General features: G+C 76.0%; 12 protein-coding genes. 7 read left to right on the top strand and 5 right to left on the bottom strand.

Going from position 1 to position 15,038, the window contains the following annotated elements; genetic code table 11:
* Positions 1 to 18: 18 nt before the first annotated feature.
* On the bottom strand, positions 19 to 1,509 hold the full coding sequence (locus V9U69_RS13555) for a hypothetical protein (RefSeq protein ID WP_337062348.1): 1,491 nt from the start codon (positions 1,507 to 1,509) through the stop codon (positions 19 to 21).
* 353 nt (positions 1,510 to 1,862) lie between these two features.
* Here V9U69_RS13555 and V9U69_RS13560 point away from each other — a divergent pair, with 353 nt between their 5' ends.
* Entirely contained in the window at positions 1,863 to 3,257 is a 1,395-nt protein-coding gene (locus tag V9U69_RS13560) for a hypothetical protein (protein ID WP_337062349.1), read from the top strand.
* Between the two features lie 70 nt (positions 3,258 to 3,327).
* Here the strand turns inward: V9U69_RS13560 and V9U69_RS13565 are convergent, their stop codons facing one another.
* Both V9U69_RS13565 and V9U69_RS13570 read right to left on the bottom strand, forming a co-directional pair.
* On the bottom strand, positions 3,328 to 4,617 hold the full coding sequence (locus tag V9U69_RS13565; protein ID WP_337062350.1) for a hypothetical protein: 1,290 nt from the start codon (positions 4,615 to 4,617) through the stop codon (positions 3,328 to 3,330).
* A gap of 98 nt (positions 4,618 to 4,715) precedes the next feature.
* The gene (locus tag V9U69_RS13570) at positions 4,716 to 5,750 is read right to left on the bottom strand and encodes a glycosyl hydrolase (protein WP_337062351.1); all 1,035 of its coding nucleotides are present in this window, start codon (positions 5,748 to 5,750) and stop codon (positions 4,716 to 4,718) included.
* Between the two features lie 357 nt (positions 5,751 to 6,107).
* On the opposite strand from V9U69_RS13570, the gene V9U69_RS13575 reads away from it, so the two are divergent.
* Both V9U69_RS13575 and V9U69_RS13580 read left to right on the top strand, forming a co-directional pair.
* A complete protein-coding gene (locus V9U69_RS13575) occupies positions 6,108 to 6,818 on the top strand; it encodes a methyltransferase domain-containing protein (RefSeq protein ID WP_337062352.1) in 711 nt (236 codons plus the stop codon).
* A gap of 95 nt (positions 6,819 to 6,913) precedes the next feature.
* Positions 6,914 to 7,090: a hypothetical protein gene (locus tag V9U69_RS13580; RefSeq protein ID WP_337062353.1), complete on the top strand. Its 177-nt coding sequence runs from the start codon at positions 6,914 to 6,916 to the stop codon at positions 7,088 to 7,090.
* 21 nt (positions 7,091 to 7,111) lie between these two features.
* Here the strand turns inward: V9U69_RS13580 and V9U69_RS13585 are convergent, their stop codons facing one another.
* Both V9U69_RS13585 and V9U69_RS13590 read right to left on the bottom strand, forming a co-directional pair.
* Entirely contained in the window at positions 7,112 to 8,653 is a 1,542-nt protein-coding gene (locus V9U69_RS13585) for a PH domain-containing protein (RefSeq protein WP_337062354.1), read from the bottom strand.
* Positions 8,650 to 9,201 carry a PH domain-containing protein gene (locus tag V9U69_RS13590; protein WP_337062355.1) on the bottom strand — a complete coding sequence of 184 codons (552 nt, stop codon included), beginning with the start codon at positions 9,199 to 9,201 and terminating at the stop codon, positions 8,650 to 8,652. The genes V9U69_RS13585 and V9U69_RS13590 overlap by 4 nt, the downstream gene beginning before the upstream one ends.
* 56 nt (positions 9,202 to 9,257) lie before the next feature.
* On the opposite strand from V9U69_RS13590, the gene V9U69_RS13595 reads away from it, so the two are divergent.
* From V9U69_RS13595 to V9U69_RS13610, 4 genes are all read left to right on the top strand, one after another.
* Positions 9,258 to 10,499: an ABC transporter ATP-binding protein gene (locus V9U69_RS13595; RefSeq protein WP_337062357.1), complete on the top strand. Its 1,242-nt coding sequence runs from the start codon at positions 9,258 to 9,260 to the stop codon at positions 10,497 to 10,499.
* Positions 10,500 to 10,506: 7 nt separating this feature from the next.
* A complete protein-coding gene (locus tag V9U69_RS13600) occupies positions 10,507 to 11,541 on the top strand; it encodes an endonuclease/exonuclease/phosphatase family protein (protein WP_337062358.1) in 1,035 nt (344 codons plus the stop codon).
* Between the two features lie 96 nt (positions 11,542 to 11,637).
* A complete protein-coding gene (locus V9U69_RS13605; RefSeq protein ID WP_337062360.1) occupies positions 11,638 to 13,248 on the top strand; it encodes a methyl-accepting chemotaxis protein in 1,611 nt (536 codons plus the stop codon).
* 126 nt (positions 13,249 to 13,374) lie between these two features.
* Entirely contained in the window at positions 13,375 to 14,991 is a 1,617-nt protein-coding gene (locus tag V9U69_RS13610) for a methyl-accepting chemotaxis protein (protein WP_337062362.1), read from the top strand.
* Positions 14,992 to 15,038: the final 47 nt, after the last annotated feature.

Genomic DNA, 15,038 nt, shown 5'->3' on the forward strand with positions numbered 1-15,038 from the left:
GAAGCACCGGCGGGCCGGTCAGCCCCGGCGGCCGGCCCCGACCTCGTCGGGCTGCGAACCGCTGACGACCGGGCGCACCCGCGGCTCCACGCGGTGCACCTCGCCGCCGGAGCCGGAGGCACCGTCCACGACGACCTGCGCGACGACGGCGGGAGCCGCGATGGACAGCTGCGCGAGCGTCTTGCTGACGACCTCGGCGCGCGGGTCGGCCTCGACCTGCACCAGGACGGCGTCCACCTCGCCGGCCACCGCGAACGTGACGGGGCTCGTCGCGATCGAACCGCCCACGAAGATCACCAGGTAGCCCGCCTCCACGAGGTGGCGCACGCCCAGGCCGACGACGTGGGGCTGCACCGAACGGGTGTCGAGCGGCAGCACACCGACCACCGCGCCGCCACCGATGCTCCAGGGGCGGATCTCGTCGATGCGCACCCGCGCCGGGGTGGGGCCCGCCGCCGCGCTCACGGGAGCCCCGTGGCGCTCCAGCCCGCTGCCGCTCTCGTCCGCGTCGATCAGGACGACGCGGCGCCCGGCACGCGCGGCCGAAGCCGCCAGTCCCGCCGCCAGGCTCCCCGAGCTGCCCGAGGCCGCGGTCACGAGCACGCTGCTGATCTCCAGCCGCGGGGTGCGCAGGTGCCCCAGGTGCTGCAGGCCCACCAGCACCACGGCCGCGCTGCGGCTCGGCGCGCTCTGCGGGTCCGCCAGCGCACGCACCGAGGGGACAGAACCCCAGCGGGCCAGTTCCGCGACCCCGCCCAGCGGCGGGGCGGTCACGCGCTGCTTCAGGTGGGCCGCCCACGCCACCGCACCGGCAGCGGCGAGCAGGCCCACGACGCCCGACACGAACCCCACCTGCCACGCGTACGGCGGGGACGCCGCCTCGGGGACCTCCGCCTCGTCGATGTTGAGCACGCCCGAGCCGTAGCTGGTCGCGGCGATGTTGATCTGCTGGACCTGGTCGGTGTCGCCGTCGGCCACGTTGGCCAGGGCGGCGTCGCGCGCCGCCGTCACCGCGTTCTGCGAGTACGTCCGGTAGGCGTGGGCCACCGCGTCGGCGACCAGCGCGGCGTCCTCGGCCGTGCCGGCCGTGGCCGTGACCGTGATCTGGTTGGTGTCGGTGCTCGCCTCGATCGTCAGCCCGGCCCGGAAGTCGTCCGCCTCCGCGGCGGGCACGGTCACCGTGCGCCCGTCCGCCGTGGTCAGCGGCGTGGTGGCGAGGTCGAGCACCTCGCCGGTGTCCACCACCGCCGCCTGCAGGGCCGCCCACTGCGTGGGGTCGCCCAGCTGGAGGGCGCTGTTGCCCGTGGCCGACGCGTCGAAGGGGCGGTCCTTGCTCAGCGTGATGGTGGCGGTGGCCGTGTAGCTCGGCGACAGCAGGGCACCGGCGCCGAAGTAGCCGGCGACCGCCAGCACCAGGGCGACCGCGAGGACCTTCCAGCGGTGCCGGAAGACGGCGGACCACGCCCCCGACCCGTTCCGCTCCGTCGTGCCCACCGGTGCTCCAGCCACGCGCCACTCCTCCTGCTCCCCCGGGCAGTCCCCCCACCCGGCCGACCGCGCGGAGCGGCCGTCGAACCGTCACTATCCCACCTGGGAACACCCCTCCGGGGGCGGACGAGGCGTCCGTGGACGCCGTGACCCGCTCGGCGCAACCCCCGGGCGCTCCGGACGGGTGAATCCGCCACCCGGGGCGCACGGGCGGTGGTGGATCACCACCGACGAGCCCCGGCGCCGTTCCCGGCCGACCTACAATGGCACGCGGCCGGAGCCGTGGGGAGAATCCGGGACGAGCGCTCACGAGATCCCCACCGCCCCTCACCGGCACCGTCCGGCCCCTGCCCCCACCGACCGGGAGAACGCGCGTGACGACGGCCCCGCAGTCCCCGCCGCCCTCGGCGCGACCCCGGTCCGCGGGGCCGACGGCCAGCTCGATCGCCGACCGCCGCGTCATGGCGGTCGTCACGGCCCTGCTGATCTCCATCACCGTCCTGCAGCGCTTCGGCCTGCCGCTCGGCCCGGTGCAGTTGTCGGTGAGCGTCCTGGTGGCCCTCGGCGGCATCGGCTACCTGCTCTTCCACGGCGACGCCGTGGAGAACTCCGGCGCGACCCGCGTGTTCGCCGCGGCGATGGCCGTGTGCTTCCTGGTGGCGGGGATCGTCCTGCTGCGCGACCGCACCGGGAACATCACCTCCCTGGTCTACCTGCCGGTGATCTGGGTGGTGTTCTGCTTCCGCCTGCACCCGGCGAGGTTCCACCTCTACCCGCGGGTCCTGGACCGGTTCGAGAAGATCATGGTCGCCTTCGCCGCGATCGGCGTGCTGCAGACCGCCGCACAGGCCGCGGGGGTCTGGAGCTACCGGGACTTCGTGCTGGACCTGGTGCCCGCCGAGCTGCTGTTCACCGGTTACAACACCTCCTACCCCATCGAGTACGGCTCGCCGATCATCAAGGCCAACGGCTTCGTCTTCCTGGAACCGTCGGTGTACGCGCAGTTCCTCGCGATGGCCCTCCTCAGCGTGCTCGTGCGGCGCGCGAGCCCGGTGCGCGCAGGCGTCCTCGGCATCGCCCTCGTGTGCACGATCTCCGGCACGGGCCTGCTGTTCGCGGGGTTCGGGATCGCGGTGCTCGCCGTGCGCCGGGGCGGACGCTGGACCGCGCGCATCGTCGCGGCCGCCGCGCTGGCCGGCGCGGTGGCCCTCGCCACCCCGTTCGGGGAGATCATCGCCAGCCGGATGGGCGAGACGTCGCAGACGAACTCCAGCGGCAGCCTGCGCTTCGTGCAGCCCTACCAGCGCATCGTGGATACGTGGGGGGCGGACCCGTTCTCGGTGCTCATCGGTGACGGCGCCGGCCGCGCCGACGAGCTGGCCGACCGCATCTTCCGGGCCACCGGGCTACCCATCAACTTCTCGGGAGTGGCGAAGCTGCTGCTGGAGTACGGGGTCGTCGGCGCGGTGCTGTTCGGCGCGTTCGTGGCGCTGGCGCTCGTGGCGCGCGCACCCGCACCCACCCTGGCGTGGAGCGGGGTGTTCGCCAACGCCTTCCTCACCGGGGCCCTCCTGCAGCCGCAGGTGCTCTACCTGCTGGTGCCGCTGAGCTCCCTGTTCATCGGCCTGCGGTTCGAGTCGCAGCTGGACGAGGAGCGGCGCGCGCGCCCGCGCCGGTCGCCACGCCCCGCGCACGACGCCGGCCAGCGGCTCGGCGAGGTCCCCGTCACCGTGGTTCCCGCCCGCCCCAACGGCCTCGAGCGCTCCTGACCCGGCGTGGTCCGCAGCACCGGTGGAGCACCCGACCGCTGGACCGCCTCGTCGCGGTCCGTGGCGCCGCTCAGCTGACCGGAGCGGGAGCCGCCGGCGCCGACGGGGGGACGGAGGTGCGCCGCAGGTGCCGGCGCACCGCCAGGAACCACCACGGCACGGTGAGCCAGAAGGCGCCGGCCATGCCCCACGCGGCTCCTTCCGCGCCCCACAGGAACGCTCCCGCCGTCGACAACGCGATGAGCAGGACGGCGTAGACGGCGTGCAGGCGGATGGTCACCTTGGCGCCCTCGGTGGCGTACAGGACCGTCGCCGGCCCGACGGACAGCGCCGATCCCGCCTGCCCGACGATGATCGGCACGAGGACGTCCCGGGTGCCGTCCCAGGAGTCGCCCAGCACGAAGAGACCGACCTGCGCGGGCAGCAGCAGGAACAGCGACCCCCACACGAGACCCGTCACCGCGACCGCCCCGGAGACGCCCAGCGTCGCCGTCGTCCACGACCGCACCGTCATCCGGGAGCGGCGGCGGACCAGCTCGGGCACGGCGAACGTCATGAGCCCCGTCGCGAGGATCGTGGCGGGCACCGTCAGCATGTTCGCGCCGCGGAGGGCACCCGCAGCGGCGACGCCGGCGAGCGCCGCTGCGATGACCACGGCCAGCTGGGCACCGGACTGCAGCAGCACGTACTCGGGCACCAGGTAGCGGGTCAGCGACCACTGCTCCTTCAACCACGACCCGGCGCGCAGCGGTCGCGGGCGGGTGCGAACCTGCGCCAGGCCGATGAAGGAGGCGGCGATCGCCGCCCCGCCCCACGCCAGCACGTAGGTCCACACCGCGCGACTGCCCTGCGTGTACAGCACGAGGACGGCTGCCAGCTGCAGCACGCCCCACGCGCCGTCCAGGACGCACGCGGCGGCCGGGCGCAGCCGGGCGAAGAGCACCTGTCGCCACGCGTCCTGCAGGAGGAGGCCGGGCAGGACCACACCGAGCGCGACGAGGCACTGGCCGAGGACGGCGGAGAACGGCCCCAGCAGACCGAGCGCGACCAGGGCGGCGCCCGTGACCAGGCTCCCGGCGAGCACCAGCCCCACCGAATCCGCCGCCGCGCGGCCGAACTCGCGGTCGTCGGCGGCGGCGAAGCGCATGCCCACCGGGGACGTCGCGAGCGCGCGGAAGAACCCGGTGGCCACCGAGAAGATCGCGAAGGCGATGGCGAAGGTGCCGAAGTCGGTCTCGCTCACGGAACGCGCGATGACGACCTGCACCAGGAAGTTGTTCGCGCTGGAGATCAGCTGGTCGCCGATGTTCCAGACGCCGCGGGTCACACCCGCCCCGCGCACCTTGGCGGCCAACCCCACGACCATCCCCCCTCGCCGAGCCGCAGGACGTTCCCCGGCCGCGGTACCGGCGGAGGTGTCGACCTCTCCGCGGCGGTCCGCGCCGACGCTACCGTGCGTCACGAGTCCGAGGGGACGGCGTCACCCGATGCGCCGAAGCGCGCCAGGTAGGCGGCGGAACCCTCCGGGGCGTCGGCGAGCGTCATGCCCACACCGCCCTCGGCGGTGTTGAAGTACGCCTGGTAGCGGACCGGCCGGCTGCGCACGACGTCGGCGATCTGGTTGATGAACTCCGGGCTGTCACCGCCGCCGTCGGTCTCGCCCTCGGCGACCATGGCCCACTCGGGGAAGCTCATCGGCTTGTCGTGCGCGGCGGCGAACTCGGCGACCGCCGAGATGGAGTTGACCTTCTCGTCCTTGGCCTGCCAGCGCGCGGCGGGGTCGATGGGGGCGATGTAGGAGTCGTAGACGTCGATGCCGATGATGTCGACGTAGTCGTCACCGGGGTAGAGACGGTCGATCTCGACGGAGTCCTGCGGGCCCTCGGCGATGTTGAAGTCGATCTCGAAGTCGGAACCCTCCACCTCCATGGCCATGACCATGCGGCGGAAGTACTCCTTCCACTGCTCGCGCTTCTCCTCGGTCTCGCCGACGTAGTGCGTCTCGTACCAGTCGCCGTTCATCTCCCAGCCGATGCGGATGATGGACGACCCCAGGCCGACGTCGACGAGGTTGCTGCCGAACGAGCGCCAGTGCTCGTCGTACTCACCGGCGGCGCCGCGCTCGCGCCAGTCCTCCGGCGGGTTCTCGGGGACCATGGCCGTGGAGATCACCAGGGTGCGGTCGTCGGGTGCCTCGCGCACCCACGCGGCCCAGTCCTGCCCGGGGGGGGCGTCGATGGCGAACCAGGGCCCGGTGATGGCCGCCCAGTCGTTCTGCGCACCGAAGACGACGACGCAGTCCAGCGGGCGACCCAGCCACTGCTCGAACTCCTCGGCCACGGACACCGTGTGGGTCTGCACGCCGACCCACTTGGTGTCGAGGTCGGCGGCCGTCACGTGCTCCCGAGGCGTCCACTGCGGCGCGGGGACCTGCTGCACGGGCTCGTCGTCGCCGCGGGTGGCGAGCCAGGTGGCGCCCCCGGCCACCGCCACGGCGGCCGCTCCCGCACCGAGGACCCAGCGACGTCCGGGGCCGCGCGGCCCGGGCGCGCTGCCCGACGTGGGCCTCTCCTGCCGCGTCGTATCCACCACTGCGCCCGCTCCCCCTCCACCTGGACGGGGGACAGCGCACGCGTTCCCCCGTCGTCCTCGACCGCCGCGCACCCGTTCCCCCCGGGCGCTCGTTCGCACCCTCGATGCTAGGTGAGCGCGGGACAGGGTGACGCCACGTGAGAGTGCTCCTTCACGGCATCTTCGACCGATCGGGCGCCAGCCGTGACCGGGCGTCTCCGCGGACGTACCCGCTGTGACGGAGGACGCGGCGCGGCCGCCGTCACCTAGTCTGCGCGCGTGGGCCGCTTCGAGAACGTCGCAACGCTCGCCCGCCCCTTCGCGGGATCGGTCGCCCTCGACCTCGCCTGCGGTTCCGGGCGCACCACCCGCGCGCTGCTGGCCGCCGACCCCCGGACCGTGCACGCCGTCGACGTCGGCTCCACCCTCGACGACGACCTGCTGCTCGACGGGCGGGTGCGCGCCCACATCGCCGACCTCGACGACCTGCCCCTCGACGACGGCACCGCCGACGTCGCCGTCTCCCTGAACGCCGTCGAGCACCTGGCCGACGCCGGCGCCCACCTCACCGAGGTCCACCGCGTGCTGCGGCGCGGGGGCACCGCCGTCCTGGCCCACTCCGACTGGGACACCGCGCTGTTCACCAGCGACGACGACGCCCTCACCCGCACCCTCCTGGACCGGTTCGTGGCGCACGCCCCCGCCGGCGGCTCCCCCGTCGACGGCTTCGCCGGCCGCAAGCTACTGCGGCACGCCGCCCGCAGCGCCTTCACCGTCGAGTCCGTGCACTCCTGGGCCGACCCGCACCGCCGCTTCGACGAGGGCTCCGTCGCCTGGAAGGTCGCCACCGGCGTGCTGGCCGCCGTCTCCGACGACCCGCAGCTCGCCGCCCGCGCCGCCGGCTGGATCGAGGGGCTGCGCCGCAGCGCCGCCGCCGGGGAGTTCCTCTTCACCGTCACCGACGTCGCCGTGGTGCTGCGCAAGGACTGACCCGAGCCCCGGTGGCGCCCCCGCGCACGGCGCGAGAGCGTGTCGCCAGCGCACCGCGCGGACGGGCCGGCGGGCGCAGAGAGGGGGCGGGTGCAGTGGCCGGAGGGCTCGTCGGCAAGGTCACGAGGTTCCTGTCGACGCCGCAGGGGCGGCGGGTCGCCCAGGAGGCGACGCGGCGGCTGCAGACCGCCGCGAAGGACCCGGCGACCCGGCGGAGGATCGACGCCGCGGTCTCGCAGCTGCGGCGCCGCGGGGGCGGCACGCACCGCTGACGCGACCGGTCGCCGGGCCGGTCAGTCGCCGGCGTCCGCGGACATCCAGCGCTCCGGCCCGGCGGCGGCGCGCGCGGCGCGCGCCCGCTCCGCCTGCTCGGTCAGCAGGCACGCCGCCACGGGCGCGGCCAGGTGCTCCACGCGCGGTTTCACCGGCCCCGACGTGGAGTGCAGGGCGACGGTCGCCAGGCCGAGGCGGCGCTGCAGCGGGCCCTGCGCCACCCCCAGGCTCTGCGTGCGGGCGTGCGGCACCACGTCCAGGCGGCGCACGAGGCGGCCGCCGCGCGCCAGGAAGGCGTGCTCGGTGACCCGGTAGCCGCTGCGCCGCCACGCCACCGGGTCCAGCCAGCGCGCCGAGCGCGGCACGGCCGTGTACCCGCCCTGCTCGTCGCGGCCGCTCAGCCCGTCGTGCACCAGCGCCAGCGCCGCCTCGGGACCGGGGCCGGCGGCGCCCAGGGCGGGCAGCACGATCGCCAGCAGGCGGGCCAGCTCCTCCTCGGTGCCCACCGGCAGCACCGTGGTGGCCTCCTGGCCCGACTCGCCGGGGCCGGCGGCGTACCCGGCGACGTTGACCTGCACGCGCCACCAGCCGGGCCGCCGCCACAGCAGCGGCTGGGTGATCCGCAGCGCCTGCACGCGGCCGGGCGGCAGGGTCTGCGAGCGCAGCTCCAGCAGCCCGTGCGTCAGGCGCACCCCGTCCGGGGAGTGCGCGACGGTGAAGTTGAAACCGCGGGTGAAGCGCTGCCAGACGGCCGACACCACCCCGACCGCGCCGGGCAGGGCCGCCACCAGCGGTGTGGTGCTGCGGGCGGCGACGCTGCCCACGACGAGGCCGACGACCGCCAGCACCACCAGCACGGTCGACGCGGAGCGCAGGGTGGCGGCGACCAGCCGCCCCGGCGGCACGTGCACGACCGGCCGCTGCGGCGCCTCCGGGGCGCTGGGCCCGGCGCCGTCCGCGTCGTCCAGGCCGAGCCCGGCGGCCGCCGCGAGCAGCGCGTTGCGCACCCGCTGCGCCTCGTCCTCGCGCAGGTACGCCAGCGACACCTTGCTGCCGGAGCCGCCGGCGACCTCCAGGCGCAGCTCGGCGAGCCCGAACAGCCGGCCCAGCAGCGGGCGCACCACGTCCACCGCCTGCAGCCGGTCCAGCTGGGCGCTGCGCTGCTGGCGCCACAGCACCCCGCGCTCGACGCGCACCGCCTCGGCGTCGACGCGGTAGCGGGTGCGGCGCCACGCGACCGCGCTGTAGACGGCGCCGACGACGGCCAGCGCGAGCAGCCCGCCCAGCACGATCAGCGCCAGCAGCCACGGCTCGACGTCGATGCGCAGCAGCTCGTCGACGTTCTGGACGACGGCGAACGCCAGGACGGCCGCGACGATCTTCCAGGCCCGCAGCACCGGCGTGACCGGGTGCAGCCGGCGCCAGCCGGCGTCCTCCAGCACCGCGCGGGTGGGGGCGTCCAGCCGCTGCGCGACGGCGGGGTCGACGACGTCCACCGCCGGCTCCTCCTCGCGCGCGTCCCCACCGGCGGCCGCGGCACCGGCGTCCCCGCCGGAGCTCACAGCCCCGCCAGCCGGGCGCGGCCGCGCTCGGCGAGGCGGTCGCGCAGCCGCGCGGCCTCCTCCGGGGACAGGCCGGGGATCGCGGCGTCGGAGTCCGGCGAGGCGGTGTGCAGCTGCACCTTCGCCAGCCCGAAGCGCCGGTCGACGGGGCCGGCCTCGACGTCCACGTACTGCAGGCGGCCGTAGGGCACCACGACGAGGGAGCGGAAGAGCAGGCCGTGGCGCACCAGCAGGTCCTCGTCGCGCTCGGCGTACCCCCAGGCGGGCACCTGCCGGCCGCTCAGCCACCACCCCCACGCCCACAGGGCCGCGACGACGGCGGCGCCCAGCGCGATCCACCAGGTCAGCAGCGCGGCGAGCACGAGCAGGACCACGACGACGGGTGCCGACCACAGGGTGCTCGTCACGCGCTGGGAGGTCACCAGCCGCGGCGACACCCGCCGCCACGTCACGCCCGGCGGGTCGAAGGGCTCGACCGCCCGCACCTCCGCGTCCGCCGGCCCGCCCGTCGCGGCCGCGCCGCCGTCCCCGCCGTCCGCATGATCCACACCGCAAGGGTGCCAGACGCGTTGCGCCGCACGACGGCGTCGGCGAGGCTCCGGGGGTGATCGGCGAGGTCGGGGACGCACCGGGCGGGGTGGACGAGGCGGACGGGGCGGGCGAGCAGCCCGCCATCCGCTTCGAGGGGGTCGGCAAGCGCTACCGCGACGGCACCGAGGCGGTGCGGGAGCTGACGATGGACGTGCGCCGCGGCGAGCTCGTGGCCCTCGTCGGGCCCAGCGGCTGCGGCAAGTCCACGATCCTGCGGATGGTGAACCGCCTGGTGGAACCCACCAGCGGGCGCGTCCTCGTCGACGGCCGCGACACCGCCGGCGTGGACGAGGTGGAGCTGCGCCGCGGCATCGGCTACGTCATCCAGGCCGGCGGCCTGCTGCCGCACCGCTCCGTGCGCGACAACGTCGCCACCGTGCCCAAGCTGCTCGGCTGGGACGCGCCCGCGCGCCGCGCCCGCGCCGACGAGCTGCTGGAGCTGGTGGGGCTGGACCCGGCCGTGCACGGGCCCCGCTACCCGGCGGAGCTGTCCGGCGGCCAGCAGCAGCGCGTCGGCGTCGCCCGCGCCCTGGCCGCCGACCCGCCGGTGCTGCTGCTCGACGAGCCGTTCGGCGCGGTGGACCCGGTCGTGCGCGACCGCCTGCAGGGGGAGTTCCGCCGCCTGCAGAGCGAGCTCGGCAAGACCGCCCTGTTCGTCACCCACGACCTGGACGAGGCGGTGCGCCTGGCGGACCGCATCGCGGTGCTGTCCACCGGCGGGCACCTGGAGCAGTACGCCGACCCGGTGACGCTGCTGTCGCAGCCGGCCACCGACTTCGTCGTGGAGTTCGTCGGCTCGGACCGGGGCCTGCGCCGCCTGGCCGTCACCCCGATCCGCCCGGAGGACCTGGAGGCGCCCACCGTCCTGGCGCCGGGCGACGGCGTCGCGTACGCCTCCACCGCGCTGGAGGTCGACGGCCGCTCCTGGGGCGTGGTGCTCGAGCCCGACAGCCGCGAGCTCGTCGGCTGGGTGCCGCGGGCACCGCTGACCGAGGCCGCGCGCCGCGGGGACCGCGCCGGGCGGGTGGCGGACTGGACGCAGCCGTTCGCGACGACCGTGCAGCGGGCCGAGACGATGCGCACCGCGTTCTCCACGCTGCTGGCGCAGGAGCAGCGCTTCCTGCCCGTGCTGGACGGCGCGGAGTTCCTGGGGGTGCTCACCCCCGACGTGGTGCACACCGCCCTGCGCGCCGGTCGCGGCGCGGACGGGGGCGCCGCGACGGCCGGCAGCGGCAGCGGCAGCGGCGCGGCGTGATGCACCGGTGAGCGGCGCCGCCGGCGCCGCACGGGTCCTCGCCCTGGTCTACGGCGCCGGCGCCACCTCCGCGCTCGCCGCGATCGCCGTGCTCGGCGACTCCACCGCACCCACCTACGTGGCGGGGCTGACGGCGTTCTGGTGGCTGCTGCCGGCGCTGGCGCTCGTCCCGGCGGCCGTGGCGGTGCGCGCGTGGGCGGTGCTGGCGTCGGTGGTGGCGCCCGCCGTGGCGGCCGGTGCGCTGCTGGGCCCGTACGCGCTGCCGGGCCGCGGCGGCGGTGACGCGGACCTGCGGGTGGCGACGTTCAACCTCACCGGCACCCGCGGGCTGGACGGGCTGCGCCTGCTGGTGGAGCGGTGGGAGCCCGACGTGCTGCTGCTGCAGGAGGTCAGCCCCGCCGCCCGCCGGTTCCTCGACGAGCGCTACCCGCGGTACCCGCACCGCTGGTACGGCCCGGCGAGCACGGTGGGCGACGGCTCCGGCAGCAGCGACGGCGACGCCGTCTGGTCCACGGTGCCGGTGGTGGGCACGCAGGCGGTGCGGGGCCTGCCGGACGGCGCCCGGCCCGGCGAGGTGGTGGTCCTGGACGCCCGCGCCCTCGGGGGCCCGGCGCGGCTGCCCGTGCTCTCGCTGCACCTGGCCTCCCCCTGCCTGGGCTGCACCCCGCGCGAGGAGGAGGACAACCCCGCCGGCGGCACCGCGCGGGCGGCGCGCACGCGCGTGGCGGAGGCGCTGCGCTACGCCGACGTGGCCCGGGACCTGGCGGCCGACGGGCCCGTCGTGGTGGGCGGCGACCTGAACTCCTCGGACTTCAACGAGCCGCTGCGGGTGCTCACCGGGGACGGCCCGGACGGCGGTGGCCTGACCGACGTGCACCGGGTCGTCGGCGGCCGCCCGCAGCTGACCCGCGGGTCGAACCCCGGGTACGCGCGCGTCGACGCCGTCCTCGTGGCGGGGCTGGAGCCGGTGGCGGACGCGGAGGCGCCCTCGGGCGGCAGCACCCACTCCCCCGTCGTCGCGGACCTGCGCTGGGAGCGGTGAAACCCTCAAGCACACCTGCCCGGACGCCGACGCAGGGAGAGGACGAGCAGGTGGAGGAGCCGCCGGGCCGTCCGCCACCGCCGAGGAGAACCCCGCATGGACGCGCCCGACACCCCCCGCCGCCTGCTCGCCGACCGCTCGGTGACGACCAAGATCGCCGCGGCGGTGCTCGCGGCGTCCGCGGTCGCCGTCGGGGTCGGGGCCGTGGGCGTCTCCGGCATGGCGGGCCTCAACGAGGACCTGGAGGTCGTCGAGGCCCAGCACGTGGAGGGCATGCGAGCCATCGCCGACGTGCGCGCCGGGATCACCGCGATGTACCGGGCCGACATGCTGCACGGGCTCGGCGTCCCCGAGGTCGAGGGGGTCACGCCCCTCGAGGCGGCGCGGGCCGCCGACGAGCAGGTCGCGGAGGCGCTGGACCGGTACGCCGCCGGGTCCTCCGGCGCCACCGCGGGAGCCGTGGAGGACCTGCGCTCCTCCTACGGGGACTACGCGGCCCTGCGCGACGTGGTCCTGTTCCAGCAGGCCCCCCCGGCCGGCTTCACGATGCCGGCGGCCGAGCAGGTCGCTGCCAGCTTCACCGCCGCCGAGCAGGGCTTCGGCGCGGCGATCACCGCGCTGCAGGAGGCCGAGACCCAGCAGGCGCACGCCCGGGGCGAGCAGGCCGCGGCCGAGTACCGCACCGCCCGCACCACCGTGCTCGCCGCCCTCCTGGCCGGCCTGGCGCTCGCCGCGGCGCTCGCCGCGTTCGTCGTGCGCACGGTCCGCCGCCAGCTGACCTCGGTGGGCGCCGCCCTCGACGCGGTCGCCGCCGGCGACCTGACCGTGGCCGCCGCCGTCCACTCCCGCGACGAGCTGGGCACCATGGCGGGGGCCGTGAACCGCGCCCGCGACGGCATCGCCACCCTGGTGCGCCAGCTCTCGGAGTCCACCGGCACCCTCGACCACAGCTCCCGGCAGCTCGCCGGCGTCACCGAGCGCATCGCGGCCAGCGCGCAGGAGGCCGCCGGGCAGGCCGACGTGGTCGCCGCCTCCGCGGCGGACGTGTCCAGCAGCGTGCAGACCGTCGCCGCCGGCGCCTCGGAGATGGGCCTGTCGATCCACGAGATCTCCCAGAACGCCAACGACGCCGCCCGCGTGGCGCAGGAGGCCGTCGAGGTGGCCTCCCGCACCAACGAGACGGTCTCCAAGCTCGGGGAGTCGTCCGCCGAGATCGGCAACGTGGTGAAGGTCATCACCGCGATCGCCGAGCAGACGAACCTGCTCGCGCTGAACGCCACCATCGAGGCCGCCCGCGCCGGGGAGATGGGCAAGGGCTTCGCCGTCGTCGCCGGCGAGGTCAAGGAGCTGGCCCAGCAGACCGCGCAGGCCACCGAGGACATCGGGCGCCGGGTCGCGACCATCCAGACCGACACCGAGGGCGCGGTGCGGGCCATCGCGGACATCAGCCGCATCGTCGGGACCATCAGCGACTACCAGGGCACGATCGCCTCTGCCGTGGAGGAGCAGACCGCCACCACGGCCGCGATGAGCAGCAGCGTGGGCGAGGCGGCCGGGGGTGCCGCGGGCATCGCCGGCAGCATCGACGGGGTCGCCGAGGCCACCCGCACCACCACCGCTTCCCTCGCCGAGGGCGAGGCCGTCGCGCGCGAGCTGGCCGAGACCTCCGCACGGCTGCAGGAGCTGGTGGGCCGCTTCCGCGTCTGACGCACCGCCCCCGCGGGGGCGCACCCCGGCCCGGGGCCCGGCCGCTCAAGGCCGGGCCCCGGGCCGCCGATGCGTCCCGGGGGGACGCGCACCGCGGACCCGGGACGACGGGGGGGGCAGGACGACGTGAGCAGCGACGGGTACCGCGGGACGACGCAGCCGCAGGGGGCGTTGCGGCGCTGGCTGGCGGACCGGAAGGTCGGCACCCGACTGCTCATGGCCACCGCCCTGGTGGCGGTCGCCACCCTCGCCGTCGGTCTGGTCGCCCTGTCGGTGACCGCGGACCTGCGCTCGCAGCGGCAGGAGGAGGTGGGGCGGGCGGTGCCGTACATCACCGGGCTGCAGCAGGCCGCCCTGGCCGCCAAGGCCGCCGCCACCGACGAGCGCGGCTTCTTCATCACCGGCGAGCAGGACTTCGCCGACGAGAGCCTGGGCCGCCAGGAGGACTTCGACGCCGCGCTCGACCAGGCCCGCACCGCGGCCCGCACCGGCTCCGAGCGCGTGGCCGTCGACGCGATCGGCACGCAGGTGGACGCCTGGTTCGACGCGCTGCGCGCCGAGTACGCCCTCGCCGCCACCGACCGCGACGCCGCCGTGGCCGCCTCCTTCGGGCCCAACCGCGACGCCCGCAAGGCGTACGAGGAGGCGCTGGCGACCGAGACCGAGCGGGCGAGCGCCGAGCTGGCCGCCGGGCGCGAGTTCGCCGCCACCGTGCGCAGCGCGCAGCAGAGCGTGCTAGTGCTGCTCGTGGCGAGCCTCGCGGTGGCCGTGGCCGCCGCCCTGGTCATCCGCCGCAGCATCGTCGGCCCGCTGCAGCGGGTCACCGGCGTCCTGCAGCTGGTCGCCGAGGGCGACCTGACCGCGACGGTGGGCCTCGACAGCCGCGATGAGATCGGCACGATGGCGCGGGCGCTGGACCACAGCACGGACCGCTTCCGCGGCGCCGTGCAGCAGCTCACCGGCGAGGCGGGGCGGCTGGGCTCGTCCGCGCAGCAGCTGAGCCAGGTCTCCGCGGAGCTGTCCGCCGGGGCCGACGGCTCCGCGGCGCAGGCGCAGGTGGTCTCCGCCGCCACCGAGGAGATCAGCACCTCCATCGCCACCGTCGCCGCCGCCGGCGACGAGATGTCCGCGGCGATCCGCGAGATCGCCTCCTCCACCGCCGAGGCCTCCGGCGTCGCCGCGGCCGCCGTCTCCAGCGCCGGTGAGGCCTCGGCGATCCTGGAGCGCCTGTCCGCCTCCTCCCGGGAGATCGGCGAGGTCGTCAAGCTCATCACCTCCATCGCCGAGCAGACGAACCTGCTGGCGCTGAACGCCACCATCGAGGCCGCCCGGGCGGGGGAGATGGGCAAGGGCTTCGCGGTCGTGGCCGGGGAGGTCAAGGAGCTGGCGCAGCAGACCGCGCGGGCCACGGAGGAGATCACCGGCCGGGTGGGTGCCACCCAGGCCGACGCCTCGGCGGCCGCCAGCGCCATCGGCGGCATCACCGAGGTCATCGCCCGCATCGACGCGTTGCAGGCCACCATCGCCGCCGCGGTGGAGGAGCAGTCCGCCACCACCAACGAGATGGTGCGCAACGTCACCGAGGTCTCCACCGGCAGCCAGGAGATCGCCGCGAACGTCTCCGGCCTCGCGGACGCCGCGGCCCGCACGACCAGCAGCGCCGCCCGCACCGCCGGGGCGGCCGAGGAGGTCAGCGGCGCCGCCGACGACCTGCGCCAGATCGTCGGCACCTTCCGCTGCTGACGCACCGCCGGACCAGCGCCGTCGCCCCACCGCCGCGGGCGCCGGGG

The organism is Kineococcus sp. G2 (assembly GCF_037154035.1).
Classification (GTDB): Bacteria; Actinomycetota; Actinomycetes; order Actinomycetales; family Kineococcaceae; genus Kineococcus.

What these genes read in the sequence shown, in the direction of transcription:
- V9U69_RS13605 (WP_337062360.1), top strand. Translation starts at nt 11,638, where the DNA reads ATGGACGCGCCCGACACCCCCCGCCGCCTGCTCGCCGACCGCTCGGTG.